This is a genomic window from Pseudomonas sp. LFM046 (assembly GCF_000949385.2).
Taxonomy (GTDB): Bacteria; Pseudomonadota; Gammaproteobacteria; order Pseudomonadales; family Pseudomonadaceae; genus Metapseudomonas.
Genome location: NZ_JYKO02000001.1, coordinates 322,370 through 338,672 on the forward strand (window position 1 = coordinate 322,370; position 16,303 = coordinate 338,672).

The 16,303-nt window shown below is 66.0% G+C and carries 16 protein-coding genes; 11 read left to right on the forward strand and 5 right to left on the reverse strand.

Features of this window, described 5'->3' with window-relative positions; all coding sequences use genetic code 11:
* Positions 1-144: 144 nt before the first annotated feature.
* Both TQ98_RS01485 and TQ98_RS01490 read left to right on the forward strand, forming a co-directional pair.
* Positions 145-591, forward strand: a complete 447-nt coding sequence (locus TQ98_RS01485) for a GNAT family N-acetyltransferase (protein ID WP_044871185.1) — start codon at positions 145-147, stop codon at positions 589-591.
* 35 nt (positions 592-626) lie between these two features.
* Positions 627-1,145, forward strand: coding sequence for a glycine cleavage system protein R (locus TQ98_RS01490; RefSeq protein ID WP_044871186.1), 519 nt, complete (start codon positions 627-629; stop codon positions 1,143-1,145).
* An 85-nt stretch (positions 1,146-1,230) separates the two neighbouring features.
* Here TQ98_RS01490 and rarD read toward each other — a convergent pair whose 3' ends face one another.
* From rarD to TQ98_RS01515, 5 genes are all read right to left on the reverse strand, one after another.
* A complete protein-coding gene (gene rarD, locus TQ98_RS01495; RefSeq protein ID WP_044871187.1) occupies positions 1,231-2,118 on the reverse strand; it encodes an EamA family transporter RarD in 888 nt (295 codons plus the stop codon).
* Between the two features lie 514 nt (positions 2,119-2,632).
* Positions 2,633-3,607 carry a serine/threonine protein kinase gene (locus tag TQ98_RS01500; RefSeq protein ID WP_044871188.1) on the reverse strand — a complete coding sequence of 325 codons (975 nt, stop codon included), beginning with the start codon at positions 3,605-3,607 and terminating at the stop codon, positions 2,633-2,635.
* A 171-nt stretch (positions 3,608-3,778) separates the two neighbouring features.
* On the reverse strand, positions 3,779-4,543 hold the full coding sequence (locus tag TQ98_RS01505) for a TOBE domain-containing protein (RefSeq protein WP_044871189.1): 765 nt from the start codon (positions 4,541-4,543) through the stop codon (positions 3,779-3,781).
* 64 nt (positions 4,544-4,607) lie between these two features.
* Positions 4,608-5,336, reverse strand: coding sequence for a ComF family protein (locus TQ98_RS01510; RefSeq protein ID WP_044871190.1), 729 nt, complete (start codon positions 5,334-5,336; stop codon positions 4,608-4,610).
* 35 nt (positions 5,337-5,371) lie between these two features.
* Positions 5,372-5,665: a hypothetical protein gene (locus TQ98_RS01515; protein ID WP_044871191.1), complete on the reverse strand. Its 294-nt coding sequence runs from the start codon at positions 5,663-5,665 to the stop codon at positions 5,372-5,374.
* Between the two features lie 226 nt (positions 5,666-5,891).
* On the opposite strand from TQ98_RS01515, the gene bioB reads away from it, so the two are divergent.
* From bioB to TQ98_RS01560, 9 genes are all read left to right on the forward strand, one after another.
* Positions 5,892-6,950, forward strand: a complete 1,059-nt coding sequence (gene bioB / locus TQ98_RS01520; RefSeq protein ID WP_044871192.1) for a biotin synthase BioB — start codon at positions 5,892-5,894, stop codon at positions 6,948-6,950.
* A gap of 112 nt (positions 6,951-7,062) precedes the next feature.
* On the forward strand, positions 7,063-8,244 hold the full coding sequence (gene bioF, locus TQ98_RS01525) for an 8-amino-7-oxononanoate synthase (protein ID WP_044871193.1): 1,182 nt from the start codon (positions 7,063-7,065) through the stop codon (positions 8,242-8,244).
* Positions 8,237-8,962 (forward strand): alpha/beta fold hydrolase, encoded by a 726-nt coding sequence (locus tag TQ98_RS01530; RefSeq protein WP_044871194.1) that lies wholly within the window; start codon positions 8,237-8,239, stop codon positions 8,960-8,962. Before bioF ends, TQ98_RS01530 begins: the two co-directional genes overlap by 8 nt.
* Positions 8,955-9,761 (forward strand): malonyl-ACP O-methyltransferase BioC, encoded by an 807-nt coding sequence (gene bioC, locus TQ98_RS01535; RefSeq protein WP_044871195.1) that lies wholly within the window; start codon positions 8,955-8,957, stop codon positions 9,759-9,761. The genes TQ98_RS01530 and bioC overlap by 8 nt, the downstream gene beginning before the upstream one ends.
* A 1-nt stretch (position 9,762) precedes the next feature.
* Positions 9,763-10,458 carry a dethiobiotin synthase gene (gene bioD, locus TQ98_RS01540; RefSeq protein WP_044871196.1) on the forward strand — a complete coding sequence of 232 codons (696 nt, stop codon included), beginning with the start codon at positions 9,763-9,765 and terminating at the stop codon, positions 10,456-10,458.
* Positions 10,459-10,521: 63 nt separating this feature from the next.
* Positions 10,522-10,773 (forward strand): hypothetical protein, encoded by a 252-nt coding sequence (locus TQ98_RS01545; RefSeq protein ID WP_044871197.1) that lies wholly within the window; start codon positions 10,522-10,524, stop codon positions 10,771-10,773.
* Between the two features lie 283 nt (positions 10,774-11,056).
* On the forward strand, positions 11,057-12,862 hold the full coding sequence (locus tag TQ98_RS01550; protein WP_044871198.1) for a phenylacyl-CoA dehydrogenase: 1,806 nt from the start codon (positions 11,057-11,059) through the stop codon (positions 12,860-12,862).
* Positions 12,863-13,048: 186 nt separating this feature from the next.
* On the forward strand, positions 13,049-14,341 hold the full coding sequence (locus tag TQ98_RS01555; protein WP_044871199.1) for a GGDEF domain-containing protein: 1,293 nt from the start codon (positions 13,049-13,051) through the stop codon (positions 14,339-14,341).
* A gap of 105 nt (positions 14,342-14,446) precedes the next feature.
* Positions 14,447-16,240 (forward strand): acyl-CoA dehydrogenase C-terminal domain-containing protein, encoded by a 1,794-nt coding sequence (locus TQ98_RS01560; RefSeq protein ID WP_044871200.1) that lies wholly within the window; start codon positions 14,447-14,449, stop codon positions 16,238-16,240.
* Positions 16,241-16,303: the final 63 nt, after the last annotated feature.

Here is a 16,303-nt window from a genome sequence, read left to right on the forward strand (position 1 = left end):
AAAACTGGCGAGTTGTTCCAGCTAAATCTGAAAAATGTACACGATTTATTTTTCAGTTTAACTGCGACAGGCCGTCGCACGGCGTTTTACAGCGGTTTCCCGGAGCTTTCCTATACTCCTGCGAATTCGCCTTGGAGCCCTTCAATGCCTGTGCATGCCGCCACGTTCAACGATCTTGACGACCTGTCCCGCCTTTTCGCCGGGTATCTGGCGTTCTACGAGGTGCCCCGTCCCCTGCCGGAAGTCCGTGCGTTCCTGGCGTCGCGCCTGGAGCGAGGCGACTCGGTGCTCTTGATTGCCCGCGACGAGGCCGGTGCGGCCCTGGGCTTCACTCAGCTCTATCCCTTTCTCTCGTCGTTGGCGCTGGCACCGGCCTGGTTGTTGAGCGATCTTTATGTAGTGCCCGCCGCCCGGCGAAAGGGCGTCGGCGAAGACCTGATGAACGCCGCCCGCGCCCATGCCGAACGCACAGGCGCCTGCGGCATCCAGCTGGAAACCGCGAAGACCAACCTTGCGGGCCAGGCGCTCTACCAGCGGCTCGGCTACGTGCGGGACGAGGTCTTCTTCACCTACTGGCTCAGCCTGGCCTGAGGGCCGGCGCCGGTTGCCAACATGAGGAGTCGAGCGTGGATCATCTGGTACTTACCGTAATAGCGCCGGACCAGCCGGGACTGGTGGAACGCGTCGCCCAGTGCATCGCCGCCCACGGCGGCAACTGGCTGGAGAGCCGCATGTCGCGCATGGCCGGGCAGTTCGCCGGGATCTTGCGGGTAGCGGTGCCCGCCGAGGGCTACGACGAGCTGGTGGAGGGGCTGCAAAGCCTGAACGCCCAGGGCATCCGCGTGATGCTGGCGCAAAGCGGCATCGAGCCGGCCTGCACCTGGAAACCCATCCTGCTGGACCTGGTAGGCAATGACCGCCCGGGCATCGTTCGCGATATCACCCGGCTGCTGACGGAACTGGGGGTCAACCTGGAAAGCCTGATCACTGAAGTGATGCCAGCCCCCATGAGCAGTGAGCCGCTGTTCCATGCCGAGGCGGTGCTGGCGGTTCCGCTGACCCTGCCGCTGGACGTTTTGCAGGCCAAGCTGGAATCCCTGGCCGACGAGCTGATGGTGGAGCTGAACCTGCACCAGGAGAAGTGAGTGCTCACGTAGGTTGGTGTTGAGCGTAGCGAAACCCAACGGGGGATCGTTGGGCTTCGCAGGCTCAGGCGGAGCGCCGCCCGCTTCAGCTATTGCGGCGCAGGGTGAGCCAGGCGTCGACGCTGTAGACGGCGAGGCCCGCCCAGATGAAGGAGAAGGCCAGCAGCTTGCTCGGGTCGAAGTGCTCGCCGAAGAGGAAGATCGCCTGCAGCATCACCAGGGTCGGCGCGATGTACTGGAGGAAGCCCAGGGTGGTGTAGGGCAGGTGGCGCGCCGCGGCGTTGAAGCTCACCAGAGGGACCAGGGTGATCGGGCCGGCGGCGACCAGCCAGAGGGCTTCGGGGCTCGACCAGAAGCTCGCCTGGGCGGAGCTGGCGCTTGGGGTCAGCAGCAGCCAGCCGATGGCCAGCGGTAGCAGCAACCAGGTTTCCACCACCAGGCCGGGCAGGGCCTTCACCGGGGCCTGCTTGCGGATCAGCCCGTAGAAACCGAAGGTCAGCGCCAGGGCCAGGGATACCCAGGGCAGCGCACCCACCTGCCAGATCTGCTGGGCCACGCCGATGGCCGCCAGCAGTACGGCGATCCACTGCAGGCGGCGCAGGCGCTCGCCGAGGATCAACATCCCCAGCAGCACGTTCACCAGCGGATTGATGTAGTAGCCGAGGCTCGCCTCCAGCATCCGTCCGTTATTCACCGCCCAGACGTAGATCAGCCAGTTGGCGGCGATCAGCATGCCGCTGGCGGCGAGAACGCCAAAGCGCTTGGGGTTTTCCCGCAGCTCGCGCAGCCAGCCGGGGTGCTTCCACACCAGCAGCAGGGCCGCGCCGAAGAGGGCGGACCAGAGCGCGCGGTGGACGATGATTTCCAGCGCCGGAACGCTCTGGATGGCTTTGAAGTAGAGCGGAAAGAGTCCCCAGATGATGTAGGCGGTGAGCCCCAGGATGTACCCGCGGCGCGGGTCGGCGGTGGCCATGAAATGTCCTTGCTTAGGCAGCTAACGAGTGGTGCGACATTCTAGTTGGCGCCGCAGGGGGTTGTCTGTGCGCTCAGGTTTTTTCCGCAAGGACGTGCAAGCGAAAGGCGTAAGGGGTTCTTTACGGTGCCGTTTGTCATGACGGGGCAGGATGGTTCCGCTCGTTGTAGGGGCGATTTCAATCGCCAAGCAGTCCGAAGGACTGCCCAGCGAGGCTTCCCGGGGCAACTGCGCTGCCCTTGGCGAATGAATTCGCCCCTACAAGATTTTCCGCAGGCGGGTTGTTCGGAGATTGAGTGGAGCGTCGGCTTCTCTGTGGGCGCGATTTCAATCGCCAAGCGGGCCGCAGGTCCGCCTTGCGGGGGGGCCGGGGGCCGCGACGTAGGATGGGTGGAGCTTGCGATACCCATCAGCCCCTCCGCATGGGTATCGCTCCGCATGGGTATCGCTCCGCTCGCGGAGCGCCGCCCGACTCATCCTACGAATTACAAGGTGCGGAGTGCGCCAGGCGGGCTCAGAACAACCGCAACGGCTCCTCGTCCAGCGCCGCCAGCTGCTCGCGCAGGGTGAGGATCTGGTCGCCCCAGTAGCGTTCGCTGCCGAACCAGGAGAAGTGCATGGGAAAGGCCGGGTCGTCCCAGCGGCGGGCGATCCAGGCGCTGTGGTGCATCAGGCGCAGGGAGCGCAAGCCTTCGATCAGGGGCAGTTCGCGCGGGTCGAAGTCGTGAAATTCCTGGTAGCCGTCCATCAGCTCCGAGAGCTGGCCCAGGCGCTCCTGGCGGTCGCCGGCGAGCATCATCCACAGGTCCTGAACTGCCGGGCCCATGCGGCAGTCGTCCAGGTCCACCACATGGAAAATGTCGTCGCGGCACAGCAGGTTGCCCGGATGGCAATCGCCGTGGAGGCGGATGGGCTGGACGCGCACGTCGGCGAACAGCCGGTCCAGGCGCTTGAGCAGGTCGCGCGCGACGGATTCGTAGGCGGGCAGCAGGCTGCGGGGGACGAAGTCACCTTCCAGCAGGGTGGCCAGGGATTGGTGGCCGAAGTTCTCCACCGCCAGGGTTTCGCGGTGCTCGAAGGGGCGGGCGGAACCCACGGCGTGGAGGCGGCCCAGCAATTGGCCGAGTCGATAGAGCTGGTCCAGGTTGCCCGGCTCCGGAGCGCGGCCGCCACGGCGGGGGAAGAGGGCGAAGCGGAAGCCGGCATGCTCGAACAGGCTTTCGCCGTCGCGCAGCAGCGGCGCCACCACCGGCACTTCGCAGTCGGCGAGTTCGGCGCTGAAGCTGTGTTCCTCGCGGATGGCCGCGTCGCTCCAGCGCTGGGGCCGATAGAACTTGGCAATCAGCGGCTCGGCGTCCTCGATGCCCACCTGATAGACGCGGTTCTCGTAGCTGTTCAGCGCAAGGATGCGTGCGTCGCTGAGGAAGCCAAGGCTTTCCAGGGCATCCAGCACGAGGTCGGGGGTGAGGTCGTCAAACGGGTGGGACATGGGGAGCTCCGGCAGTAAGGCGCCCAGTCTATCCCCAGGGGCGATTTGCTGCGCGTCGGAATAACTGCGTTGCAAATGGCTTCGGCCTGCTCATTTACAAATCGTAAACTCCGCGGCCTCAGCCATTTGCGCCTTGTTCTTCTCTAGCTCGCGAAATCGCCCACGTACTCTTCAGAGCGCGGTACCGAGCAGCACCTGGCCGGGGGCGAACTGGGCGCGGACCTTGTCGTCGGCCTTGAGGTGGAGTTGGGCCAGGCGCTCGGGTTCGACCAGGGCGCAGAGGGTCTGGCCGCTGGCGAGGGCGATGCGCACTTCGCTGGGGCCATCGTCGGCGTCGAGGATTTCTTCGATCCGCCCCTGCAACTGGTTCAGGGATTGGTCCGCCGGTTCTGACAGGGGGGCGAGGCGCAGCCAGCCGGCCTTGATCAGCGCCACCACCCCGTGGCCCGGGGCCAGTTCCAGCTTCTCGGTGCTGTCGTGGGTGATCTGCGCTACGAGTTGTGCACCGCCGGCCAGCTCGATGTTCACCAGGTCGTTGCGGCCCCTGGATTCAATGGCGAGCACCCGGCCGCTCAACTGGTTGCGGGCGCTGGTGCGCAGCATGAGACGGCCCAGCAACTCCAGGTCCTGCTCGCTTTCGGCACTTTCCAGCAGGCGCGCCTGCAGGCTTTCCAGGCGCTTGTAGAGGGCCAGCAGGCGTTCGCCCTCGGCAGACAGCCGCGCACCTCCGCCGCCCTTGCCGCCCACGGTGCGTTCCACCAGGGGCTTTTCGGACAGGTTGTTCAGCTCGTCGATGGCATCCCACGCGGACTTGTAGCTCAGGCCCGCCGCCTTGGCGGCGCGCGTGATGGAGCCTTGCACGGCGATCTGTTCCAACAGCGCCAGGCGCTGGGGGCGGCGGGTGAGTTGCTGGGTGAGGGCGCTGGACAGGCTCATGGGGCGGGTTCGTCTGGGGGCTCTGGCGCGCAGGCTGCGCCCGCCTGTCCATCGCGTCAAGCCTTCAAGGCTCGCCGGGCCGCGGCGTGCGCGCCAGGCAGTAGACGTCCACTCGCTCCGCGCCGGCGCGTACCAGCAGGCGGGCGAGAGCGGCGGCGGTGGTGCCGGTGGTCAGCACATCGTCCACCAGGGCCAGGTGTTGGCCGCGCACGTCAACGCCTGGGGCGAGGGCGAAGGCCCGGCGCAGGTTGCGTCGTCGGGCGGCGGCATCCAGGCCCTGCTGCGGCGGACCGTCCTCGATGCGCTTCAGCCAATCGCTTCGCAACGGGATGTCCAGTTCATCCCCCAGCCAGCGGGCCAGCATCAGCGCCTGGTTGAACCCGCGCTGGCGCAATCGCGGCGCCGCCAGGGGCACCGGCAGCAGGGCAGCGGGGCGCGGCAGGCCTTCGCTGAATCCGTGCTCCAGGTGTCGGGTCAGCAGCTCCCCCAGCAGCCGGCCGAGGGGCCAGTGGCTTTGGTGCTTGAAGCGCGTGATCAGGCTGTCCACGGGGAAGGCATAGCGCCAGGGGGCTTCGACCCGCTGGAAGGGTGGCGGGCGTTTCAGGCAATCGCCGCAAGGCAGGCCGTGGGTGACAAGGGGCAGGGCGCAGATGCTGCAGTGCCCGCCAAGCCAGGGCAGCTCGGCCTCGCAGCTGGCGCAGATAGACAAATCGCCGCCGGGGGCGCGGCAGAGCAGGCAGGTGGGTACGTGGCAGAGCCAGGCCGGCCGCAACCGGGTGAGCAATGAATGCATGGTCCCCTCCGTGGGACGCGATTCGGCATGGTCGGTCAGGCGATCAGCCAGCTCATCACTACCAGGCCGAGGAAGGTCAGCACCAGGCCGCTGATGATGGACTTGCGCATGAAGGCGCGGATACCGGCGTAGAGCAGCACCAGGCCGATGATCAGGAAGAACAGGCTGAAGAAGGAGACATCCATGCCGATGGCCCGCGCGAGGCCGTTGAGAAAGTCGTTGATGGCTTGTCCGATGCCGTCGAGTACACCGGACAGCAGGTCAACGACGAAACGAATGACGGTGCCGACGATCCGGCCGATCCACTCGAAGAATCCTTCTGTACGCATTGCGGAATGTTGCTCCTTCAGTCGCGACGCTGCCTGGATTGGAGCATCGCCTGGGATTCTGGTTCAGTGAGTAAATTGATTAATTAATGATCAGATGTTGACCTGTGTCGAAATCCAGGTTGACAGCGTCATAGCCCAAATTATGATGCCCTAAGCCTGAATTCCCGGATTTTGCGTCCGGGTATCCCTGACAAGAGGCGCCGTCCAAGCGTCGAAGGAAACCTCCATGAGTGCAACCGCATCCATCGCTACCCGTCATGACTGGTCCCTCGCCGAGGTGAAGGCGCTTTTCGAGCTGCCGTTCAACGACCTGATGTTCCAGGCCCAGACCGTTCACCGCGCGAACTTCGACCCGAACCGGGTACAGGTTTCCACCCTGCTGTCGATCAAGACCGGCGCCTGCCCGGAAGACTGCAAGTACTGCCCGCAATCCGGCCACTACAACACCGGCCTGGACAAGGAAAAGCTGATGGAAGTGCAGAAGGTTCTCGAGGCCGCTGCCGAAGCCAAGGCCATCGGCTCCACCCGCTTCTGCATGGGCGCCGCCTGGAAGCACCCGTCCGCCAAGGACATGCCCTACGTGCTGGAAATGGTGAAGGGCGTGAAGAAGCTCGGCCTGGAAACCTGCATGACCCTGGGCCGCCTGGACCAGGAGCAGACCCAGGCGCTGGCCGAAGCCGGCCTGGATTACTACAACCACAACCTCGATACCTCGCCGGAGTTCTACGGCAACATCATCACCACCCGCACCTACAGCGAGCGTCTGCAGACCCTGGCGTATGTGCGTGAGGCGGGGATGAAGATCTGCTCCGGCGGCATCCTCGGCATGGGCGAGTCGGTGGACGACCGCGCCGGCCTGCTGATCCAGCTGGCCAACCTGCCCGAGCATCCGGAATCCGTACCGATCAACATGCTGGTGAAGGTGAAGGGCACCCCGCTGGCCGAGGAGAAGGACGTCGATCCGTTCGACTTCATCCGCACCCTGGCCGTCGCCCGCATCATGATGCCGAAGTCCCACGTGCGCCTGTCCGCGGGCCGTGAGCAGATGAACGAGCAGATGCAGTCCCTGGCCTTCATGGCGGGTGCCAACTCGATCTTCTACGGCGAGAAGCTGCTGACCACCAAGAACCCGCAGGCGGAGAAGGACATGCAGCTGTTCGCCCGTCTCGGCATCAAGCCGGAAGAGCGCGAAGAGCACGCCGACGAGGTGCATCAGGCTGCCATCGAGCAGGCCCTGGTGGAGCAGCGCGACTCGCAACTGTTCTACAACGCCGCATCCGCCTGATGCTCCGTCTGGTGGATGGAAAAAGCGCCATCCACCCTACGCAGAATCCGACCTCTTCGTAGGGTGGATAACCCGTTTGCGGTTATCCACCAGCTACCGGTGATCCGTTCCGATGTCCTTCGATCTCGCCTCTCGCCTCGCCGCCCGCCATGCGGAAAACCTCTATCGCCAGCGTCCGCTGCTGGAGCGCCCTCAGGGGCCTGAGGTGATGGTGGACGGCCGGCCCATGTTGGCCTTCTGTTCCAACGACTACCTGGGCCTGGCCAACCATCCCGAAGTGGTGCGTGCGTTGCGCGATGGCGCGGAAAAATGGGGCGCCGGTGGCGGTGCCTCGCACCTGGTCATCGGCCATAGCGGCCCGCACCATGACCTGGAACTGGCCCTGGCCGAATTCACCGGCCGGCCCCGGGCGCTGCTGTTCTCCACCGGCTACATGGCCAACCTGGGCGCGGTGACCGCGTTGCTGGACAAGGGCGATACCGTGCTGGAAGACCGCCTCAACCACGCTTCCCTGCTGGACGCCGGCCTGCTCTCCGGGGCGCGCTTCTCCCGCTACCTGCACAACGATGTCGAGAGCCTCGCCGGCCGCCTGGACAAGGCCGAAGGCAATACCCTGGTGGTCACCGATGGCGTGTTCAGCATGGATGGCGACCTGGCCGAGCTGCCGGCGATCTGTGCGGCCGCCAAGGCTCGGGGCGCCTGGGTCATGGTGGACGACGCCCACGGCTTCGGCCCTCTGGGCGCCAATGGCGGCGGCATCGTCGAGCATTTCGGATTGGGCATCGAGGACGTGCCGGTGCTGGTCGGCACTCTGGGCAAGGCGTTCGGCACGGCTGGCGCCTTCGTCGCTGGCAGCGAGGAGCTGATCGAGACGCTGATCCAGTTCGCCCGTCCCTACATCTACACCACCAGTCAGCCCCCGGCCGTGGCCTGCGCCACCCTGAAGAGCCTGGAACTGCTGCAGCGCGAACGCTGGCGCCGTGAGCATCTGGACAAGCTGATCCGGCGCTTCCGCGAAGGCGCGGCCGAAATCGGCCTGACCCTGATGGACAGCCCGACGCCGATCCAACCCATCCTGGTGGGCGACAGCGCCCGCGCCCTGAAGCTTTCCGCCCTGCTGCGCGAGCGCGGCATTCTGGTCGGCGCCATCCGCCCGCCCACCGTGCCCGTCGGCAGTGCACGCCTGCGCGTCACTTTCTCCGCCGCTCACAGCGAAGAGCAGCTTGAATCCTTGCTGAACGCCCTTGCCGAATGCTGGGCGATGCTGGCGAAGGAGGAAGCCGCCGATGCGTGAACGCCTGATTCTCCTGCCTGGCTGGGCCATCGGTCCGGCCGCCCTCGAGCCACTGCGTGAAGCCCTGCTGGAGCGTGCGCCGCACCTTTCGGTGCAAATCGAACCGCTGCCCGCCCTGGACCAGGCCGGGGCCTGGCTCGACGAGCTGGACGCGCGTCTGCCCCAGGACTGCTGGCTGGCCGGGTGGTCCCTCGGCGGCATGCTGGCCGCACAGCTGGCCGTCCGCAGGGGCGACGCCTGTCGTGGTCTGATCGGCCTGTGCAGCAACATGAGTTTCCGCGATCGCGACGACTGGCCCTGCGCCATGTCCCAGGAAATCTTCGCGGCCTTCTATGAAGCCTGCCGCCTCGATCCCGCGCAGACCCTCAAGCGTTTCACCATGCTGGTGGCCCAGGGCGCGCGGGATGCCCGCACCCTGGCGCGGCAACTGCAGGTCACCCAGGTGCCCACCGAGCCCAAGGTGCTGGATGCCGGCCTGCGCCTGCTGGATGTCCTCGACATCCGGGCGGCGATTCAGGGCTTCAGCGGGCCGCAGCTGCACCTGTTCGCCGGGCGCGATGCGCTGGTGCCGGTCACCGCCGCCCAGGCGCTGCTGGACTGGCTGCCGGATGTGGAAGTGCAGGTCGTCGCCGACGCCAGTCACGGTCTGCCCCTGGAGCAGCCGGAACAGGTTGCGCACACCATCCTCGATTTCATGCACGAGGGTGACGATGTCTGATCCACGCTTCAGCGAGGGCACGCTGCCTGACAAGCGCCAGGTGGCCGCTTCGTTCTCCCGCGCGGCGGAAAGCTATGACAGCGTTGCCGCCCTGCAGCGTGCGGTGGGCTACGAACTGCTGCAACGTCTGCCTGAAGGCTTTGCACCGCAGCACTGGCTCGACCTTGGCTGTGGCACCGGGCATTTCTCCCGCGCCCTGGCCGAGCGCTTTCCTGACAGCGAAGGCCTGGCTGTGGATATCGCCGAAGGCATGCTGCGCCATGCCCGTCCGTTGGGCGGCGCCCGGCGTTTCATCGCCGGTGACGCCGAGCATCTGCCGCTGGCCGGCGGTACCCAGCAGTTGATCTTCTCCAGCCTCGCCGTGCAGTGGTGCGCGGATTTCGCCGCCGTCCTCGGCGAGGCCCGCCGCGTGCTGCAGCCGGGTGGCGTGTTCGCCTTCAGCAGCCTCTGCGTCGGTACCCTGCAGGAGCTGCGCGACAGCTGGCAGGCAGTGGATGGCTTCGTGCACGTCAACCGCTTCCGTCGCATGGAGGACTATCAGGACCTCTGCGCCGCCAGCGGCCTGCTGCCCCTCGACCTGAGCAGCCAGCCCCATGTGCTGCACTACGCCGACCTGCGCACCCTGACCCACGAACTCAAGGCCCTTGGCGCCCACAACCTCAACCCCGGGCGGCCCGGCGGCTTGACCGGGCGGGCGCGCATCCTTGCGCTGGTGGACGCCTACGAGCGATTCCGCCAGCCCCAGGGCCTGCCGGCCACCTACCAGGTGGTCTACGGCGTACTCAAGAAGGAAGACTGAAATGGCGGCGTCCTACTTCGTGACCGGCACCGACACCGAAATCGGCAAGACCACCATCGCTGCCGGCCTGCTGCATGCCGCGCGCATGGCGGGCCTGTCGACCGCAGCGGCGAAGCCGGTGGCTTCCGGCTGCGAAGAGACCGCCGACGGCCTGCGCAACAGCGACGCCCTGGCGCTGCTGGGGGAGTGCTCGCTGCCGCTGACTTATGAAGAGGTCAATCCGCTGGCCTTCGCGCCGGCCATCGCCCCGCACCTGGCGGCGAAGGAAGCAGGCGTGGTGCTGGACGTCGACGCGCTGGCGGGACCGGTTCGCCGGGTTCTGGCCAAGGGGGCGGACTTCGGCCTGGTGGAAGGCGCCGGCGGCTGGCGCGTACCCCTGGCGGGCGCGGCAACGCTCTCCGACCTGCCCATCGCCCTCGGCCTGCCGGTGATCCTGGTGGTCGGCGTGCGCCTGGGCTGCATCAACCACGCGGTGCTCACCGCCGAGGCGATCCTGCGGGATGGTCTGACCCTCGCCGGCTGGGTGGCCAATGTCGTCGACCCGCAAACCTCGCGCCTGGACGAGAACCTCGCCACCCTGGCCGAGCGGCTTCCGGCGCCTTGCCTGGGCCGTGTGCCGCGTCTGGGTGAGGCGACCCCGGCGGCGGTGGCGCGTCACCTTGACCTTGCACCGTTGGGCGCATTCGTCCGGGGCTGATTGCGCAGTTCAGGGGCGGCTGCTTCAATTGCCGGCATCGTCCCTTCAGCTTCGGTAGCCGCCATGGAAATCCAGGGTAGTGCCTTCAGCGCCGGTCTTGGCGCCATCCAGTCCGGCCAGCGCCGCATCGATCAGGCCGCCGGGGATATTGCCGGCAGCACGGTGCGTCGCGTTGACCAGCCCCAGGCCGAAGCCGCCGATCTCGCCACCAGCCTGGTTGCCCTGGAAGTCGGCAAGGTCGAAGCCCAGGCCGGCGCCAAGGTGGTCGAAACCGCTGACGATGTGCTGGGCACCCTGATCGACACCCACGCCTGATCCCCGGGCCGCCGTTCGTCGCGGCCCTCTCCGATTTCCTCCCGAGTCCCCAGCGTCTGCCCGGGCGCTGTCCCGTTGTTTCTTGATCTTTACTGTCTGCAGACAGGGTCTTCGGCTGCCTGCAAGGACGTGACCGACCGGTCGGGCGGAGCGCTTGACAGGGTGTTGGCATAAACGTATGTTTCAAACGCCTGTTTGATTGCTCCGGCGATCACCACCCAATGCCGCAGCTGCCGATGCCCCGGTCAGCTGAACTAGGAACCCACCGCAGAGGTTTACCGCTATGCCTGATTACAAGGCCCCCTTGCGTGATATCCGCTTCGTACGTGACGAACTGCTTGGCTACGAAGCGCACTATCAGAGCCTGCCTGGCTGCCAGGACGCCACTCCGGACATGGTCAACGCCATCCTCGAAGAGGGCGCCAAGTTCTGCGAGCAGGTGATCGCTCCGCTGAACCGTGTGGGTGACACCGAGGGCTGCACCTGGAGCGAGGCCGGCGTGAAGACCCCGACCGGCTTCAAGGAAGCCTACAAGCAGTTCGTCGAAGGCGGCTGGCCAAGCCTGGCCCACGACGTCGACCACGGCGGCCAGGGTCTGCCGGAATCCCTTGGTCTGGCCATCAGCGAAATGGTCGGCGAGGCCAACTGGGCCTGGGGCATGTACCCCGGCCTGTCCCATGGCGCGATGAACACCCTGTCCGCCCATGGCACCGACGAGCAGAAGCACACCTACCTGACCAAGCTGGTATCCGGCGAGTGGACTGGCACCATGTGCCTGACCGAGCCGCACTGCGGTACCGACCTGGGCATGCTGCGCACCAAGGCCGAGCCCCAGGCCGATGGTTCCTACAAGGTCTCCGGCACCAAGATATTCATCTCCGCCGGTGAACACGACATGGCCGACAACATCGTCCATATCGTCCTGGCCCGCCTGCCCGACGCTCCGGCTGGCACCAAGGGCATCTCCCTGTTCATCGTTCCGAAATTCATGCCCACCGCCGAAGGCGGCGTAGGCGAGCGCAACGCCGTTACCTGCGGCTCCATCGAGCACAAGATGGGTATCCACGGTAACGCCACCTGCGTGATGAACTTCGACGGCGCCACCGGCTTCCTGATCGGCCCGGCGAACAAGGGCCTGAACTGCATGTTCACCTTCATGAACACCGCTCGCCTGGGTACCGCGCTGCAAGGCCTGGCCCACGCCGAGATCGGTTTCCAGGGTGGCATCAAGTACGCCCGTGAGCGTCTGCAGATGCGCTCCCTCACCGGCCCGAAGGCTCCGGACAAGGCGGCCGACCCGATCATCGTCCACCCGGACGTGCGTCGCATGCTGCTGACCATGAAGGCCTTCGCCGAAGGCAACCGCGCCATGGTGTACTTCACCGCCAAGCAGGTGGACATCGTCCAGTACAGCCAGGACGAAGAGCAGAAGAAAGCTGCTGACTCCCTGCTGGCCTTCCTGACCCCCATCGCCAAGGCCTTCATGACCGAAGTGGGCTTCGAGTCCGCTTCCCACGGCATGCAGATCTACGGCGGCCACGGCTTCATCAGCGAGTGGGGCATGGAGCAGAACCTGCGCGACTGCCGCATCTCCATGATGTACGAAGGCACCACCGGCGTTCAGGCTCTCGACCTGCTGGGCCGCAAGATCCTGATGACCCAGGGCGAAGCGCTCAAGGGCTTCACCAAGATCGTCCACAAGTTCTGCCAGGCCAACGAAGCCAACGAAGCCGTCAAGGAGTTCGTCGAACCGCTGGCCAAGCTGAACAAAGAGTGGGGCGAGCTGACCATGAAGATCGGCATGGCCGCCATGAAGGACCGCGAGGAAGTGGGTGCCGCTTCGGTGGACTACCTGATGTACTCCGGTTACGCCTGCCTGGCCTACTTCTGGGCCGACATGGCTCGCCTGGCTGCCGAGAAGCTGGCTGCCGGCGAAGGCGACGCCGCCTTCTACAAAGCCAAGCTGCAGACCGCGCGCTTCTACTTCAAGCGCATCCTGCCGCGTACCCGCACCCATGTGGAAACCATGCTGTCGGGCGCCAACAACCTGATGGACCTGGCCGAAGAAGACTTCGCCCTGGGTTACTAAGGTTCCACGGCTTCACGAAGAGCCCGCCGCCTGGCGGGCTTTTTCGTTGGCGAGGCTGAAGTGCCAAGCGGCCTGGGCTTGGGATGTGCCAGACTTCTCATCGGCCCACTGTGCGTGCATTTCGCGCGTGTGCAATCATATCGCCACCCTTTTCGCCCCTATTTCCAGAGTCCCAGGATCAGACCCGTGCGGCCCCGTGCGTCCTACCGCCCAAGCTATTTCCTGCCGCCGCTGCTGCTGGTGGTCGGCGGCGTGGTGGCCGGCTCGCTGTCGGGGATGAACGAGTTCTTCACCTCCCTGTTCAATGTCCTGCCCACCCTGCTCCTGCTGTTGGGTGGCGCCTTCTGTTCGGCCTACGGGCGGGTGCGCCAGGTGGCTCTGCTGCTGGTGGTCTACCTGGCCTATTACCAGCTGGACACCCAGGTGGATTACTACCAGGCCGAGCGAGTGTTACGGGAGGACGCCGGGTTGGTGTTCCACCTGGTCAGTCTGCTCGTGCCGATGCTCTACGGCCTCTACGGTTGCTGGGAGGAACGGACCCACCTGCTGCAGGATTTCGTCGCCCGCGGCGCCGTGCTGGCAGCGGTGCTGGGCGTGGTGGTGGCCCTCGGCAGCAATTATCCGGATGCGCTGCTCGCCTTCATGGGCAAGGTCTACTGGCCCCTGCTGCATGGCAGCTGGATGCCCCTGGTTCAACTGGCCTACCTGGCCTTCATCGTTGCGCTGACGGCGCTGCTGGTCGTCTACCTCCGCCAGCCACGGCCGCAACATGCCGCCGAGGTGCTGGGTCTGGCAGGCCTGCTGTGGATGCTGCCCAAGGTGTTCCTGCTGCCCCATGCCCTGCACGTCATGAGCAGCATGGTGATGCTCGCCCTCACCGCGTCGGTGGCCCATGAGGCGTACCAGATGGCCTTTCGCGACGAACTCACCGGACTGCCCGGCCGTCGCGCGCTGAACGAACGGCTGCGTCGCCTCGGGCGCAACTATGTGCTGGCGATGACCGACGTCGACCACTTCAAGAAATTCAACGACACCTACGGCCACGACGTCGGCGACCAGGTGCTGCGTCTGGTGGCCAGCCGCCTGCGCAAGGTGGGCGGGGGCGGCAAGGCCTACCGCTACGGCGGCGAGGAATTCACCATCATCTTCCCCGGCAAGTCGATGGACGAGTGCATGCCGCACCTGGAAGCGGTGCGCCAGGCCATCGAGCAGTACCAGATGCAACTGCGGGACCCGGATAGCCGACCGAAGAACAACGGAACCGGCCGTGCCAAGCGCGGCGCCGCCAGTGGGCAAACGGTGTCGGTGACCATCAGCATCGGCGTCGCCGAACGGGACGCCTTCCAGCGCACGCCGGACGAGGTGATCAAGGTCGCCGACCAGGCCCTCTACAGTGCCAAGAGTGCCGGCCGCAACCGCGTCTTCCGCCATGGCGAGAACCGTCGGGGCGCAGTGCGGGTCAAGCGCACCCCGGCCTGATCGGGGGGTTATGGCGCTGCATTCAGCAGGGCCAGCGTGATTGTGGGTGTCACGGGAGCGGCGTAGGGTCGAAGGATCGAGTCCCCTCTCAAGGAGCACCACGCCATGCCCGAATACAAGGCCCCCCTGCGCGACATCCGCTTCCTGACCGACGAAGTCTTCGACTACCCGGCGACCTACGCGGCCCTTGGCGCCAGTGACGCCACCCCGGACATGGTCGCCGCCATCCTCGAGGAAGGTGCCAAGTTCTGCGAACAGGTGCTGTCGCCCATCAACCGCTCCGGCGACGAAGAAGAATGCCAGTGGCACGACGGCGTGGTGACCACGCCCAAGGGCTTCAAGGAAGCGTTCGCCCAGTACGTCGAAGGGGGCTGGAACGGCCTGGCGGCTGACCCGGCCTACGGCGGCCAGGGCCTGCCCCATTCCCTCGGCCTGATCATCAGCGAGATGGTCGCCTCGGCCAACCAGTCCTGGGCCATGTACCCGGGCCTGACCCACGGCGCCATGTCGGCCATCCACGCCCATGGCACCGACGAGCAGAAGCAGACCTACCTGACCCGTCTTACCGAAGGCCGCTGGACCGGCACCATGTGCCTGACCGAGCCCCACGCCGGCACCGACCTCGGCATCATCAAGACCCGCGCCGTGCCCCAGGCCGACGGCAGCTACGCCATCTCCGGCACCAAGATCTTCATCTCCGCCGGCGAGCACGACATGAGCGAGAACATCATCCACCTGGTGCTGGCCAAGCTGCCCGACGCCCCGGCGGGCACCAAGGGCATCTCCCTGTTCATCGTGCCCAAGTTCCTCCCGGCCGGTGACGGCATCGGCGAGCGCAACGCCCTGTCCTGCGGCTCCATCGAACACAAGATGGGCATCAAGGCTTCGGCCACCTGCGTGATGAACTTCGACGGCGCCAAGGGCTTCCTGATCGGCGAAGCCAACAAGGGCCTGAACTGCATGTTCACCATGATGAACCACGCCCGCCTCGGCACCGGCATGCAGGGCCTCTGCCTCGGCGAAGCCAGCTACCAGGGCGCCGTGCGCTACGCCAACGACCGCCTGCAGATGCGTGCCCTCACCGGGCCCAAGGCACCGGACAAGGCCGCCGACCCGATCATCGTGCACCCCGACGTGCGCCGCATGCTGCTGACCATGAAGGCCTTCAACGAAGGCAACCGGGCCCTGGCCTACTTCACCGCCCAGCAACTGGACGTTGCCCATCGCAGCGACGACGCCGCCGCGCGTGACGAGGCCGAGAACCTGCTGGCCTTCCTCACCCCCATCTGCAAGGCCTTCATGACCGAGTCGGGCCTGGAAGCCACCAACCTCGGCATGCAGGTGTTCGGCGGTCACGGGTACATCCGTGAATGGGGCATGGAACAACTGGTGCGCGATTGCCGCATCGCGCCCATCTACGAAGGCACCAACGGCATCCAGGCGCTGGACCTGCTGGGGCGCAAGGTGCTGGGCAGCCAGGGCAAGCTGCTGCGTGGCTTTACCAAGCTGATCCACAGGTTCTGCCAGGCCCAGGCCGAGCACCCGCGCCTCAAGGCCCAGGTGGCCGAGCTGGCGCGCCTCAACCAGCAGTGGGGCGAACTGACCCAGAAGGTCGGCATGGCCGCCATGAAGAACCCGGACGAAGTGGGCGCCGCCGCGCTGGATTACCTCATGTACTCCGGCTACATCACCCTGGCCTACTTCTGGCTGCGCATGGCCCTGGTGGCGGAGGCGAAGGCGCAGGCGGGCGAGGGCGACAGTGCCTACTACCAGACCAAGCTGGCCACTTGCGACTTCTACTTCAAGCGTCTGCTGCCGCGTACCGAAGCCCACCGGGCGGCGGTGGAGGCGGGCAGCGACTGCCTGATGCAGTTGCCGGCGGAGCACTTCTCGCTGTAACGGCTGAAACCCCTTGAAGGCCCGCCTTGTGCGGGCCTTTTCAGGTCCGGTCGAATGGAGTGA

Excerpts from the sequence above, each read along its gene's own strand:
- TQ98_RS01560 (WP_044871200.1), top strand. The coding sequence starts at position 14,447 with ATGCCCGAATACAAGGCCCCCCTGCGCGACATCCGCTTCCTGACCGAC.
- bioC (WP_044871195.1), top strand. The coding sequence starts at position 8,955 with ATGTCTGATCCACGCTTCAGCGAGGGCACGCTGCCTGACAAGCGCCAG.
- bioD (WP_044871196.1), top strand. The coding sequence starts at position 9,763 with ATGGCGGCGTCCTACTTCGTGACCGGCACCGACACCGAAATCGGCAAG.
- TQ98_RS01550 (WP_044871198.1), top strand. The coding sequence starts at position 11,057 with ATGCCTGATTACAAGGCCCCCTTGCGTGATATCCGCTTCGTACGTGAC.
- TQ98_RS01500 (WP_044871188.1), bottom strand. The coding sequence starts at position 3,607 with ATGTCCCACCCGTTTGACGACCTCACCCCCGACCTCGTGCTGGATGCC.
- TQ98_RS01515 (WP_044871191.1), bottom strand. The coding sequence starts at position 5,665 with ATGCGTACAGAAGGATTCTTCGAGTGGATCGGCCGGATCGTCGGCACC.
- bioB (WP_044871192.1), top strand. The coding sequence starts at position 5,892 with ATGAGTGCAACCGCATCCATCGCTACCCGTCATGACTGGTCCCTCGCC.
- bioF (WP_044871193.1), top strand. The coding sequence starts at position 7,063 with ATGTCCTTCGATCTCGCCTCTCGCCTCGCCGCCCGCCATGCGGAAAAC.
- TQ98_RS01485 (WP_044871185.1), top strand. The coding sequence starts at position 145 with ATGCCTGTGCATGCCGCCACGTTCAACGATCTTGACGACCTGTCCCGC.
- TQ98_RS01505 (WP_044871189.1), bottom strand. The coding sequence starts at position 4,543 with ATGAGCCTGTCCAGCGCCCTCACCCAGCAACTCACCCGCCGCCCCCAG.
- TQ98_RS01545 (WP_044871197.1), top strand. The coding sequence starts at position 10,522 with ATGGAAATCCAGGGTAGTGCCTTCAGCGCCGGTCTTGGCGCCATCCAG.
- TQ98_RS01530 (WP_044871194.1), top strand. The coding sequence starts at position 8,237 with ATGCGTGAACGCCTGATTCTCCTGCCTGGCTGGGCCATCGGTCCGGCC.
- TQ98_RS01510 (WP_044871190.1), bottom strand. The coding sequence starts at position 5,336 with ATGCATTCATTGCTCACCCGGTTGCGGCCGGCCTGGCTCTGCCACGTA.
- rarD (WP_044871187.1), bottom strand. The coding sequence starts at position 2,118 with ATGGCCACCGCCGACCCGCGCCGCGGGTACATCCTGGGGCTCACCGCC.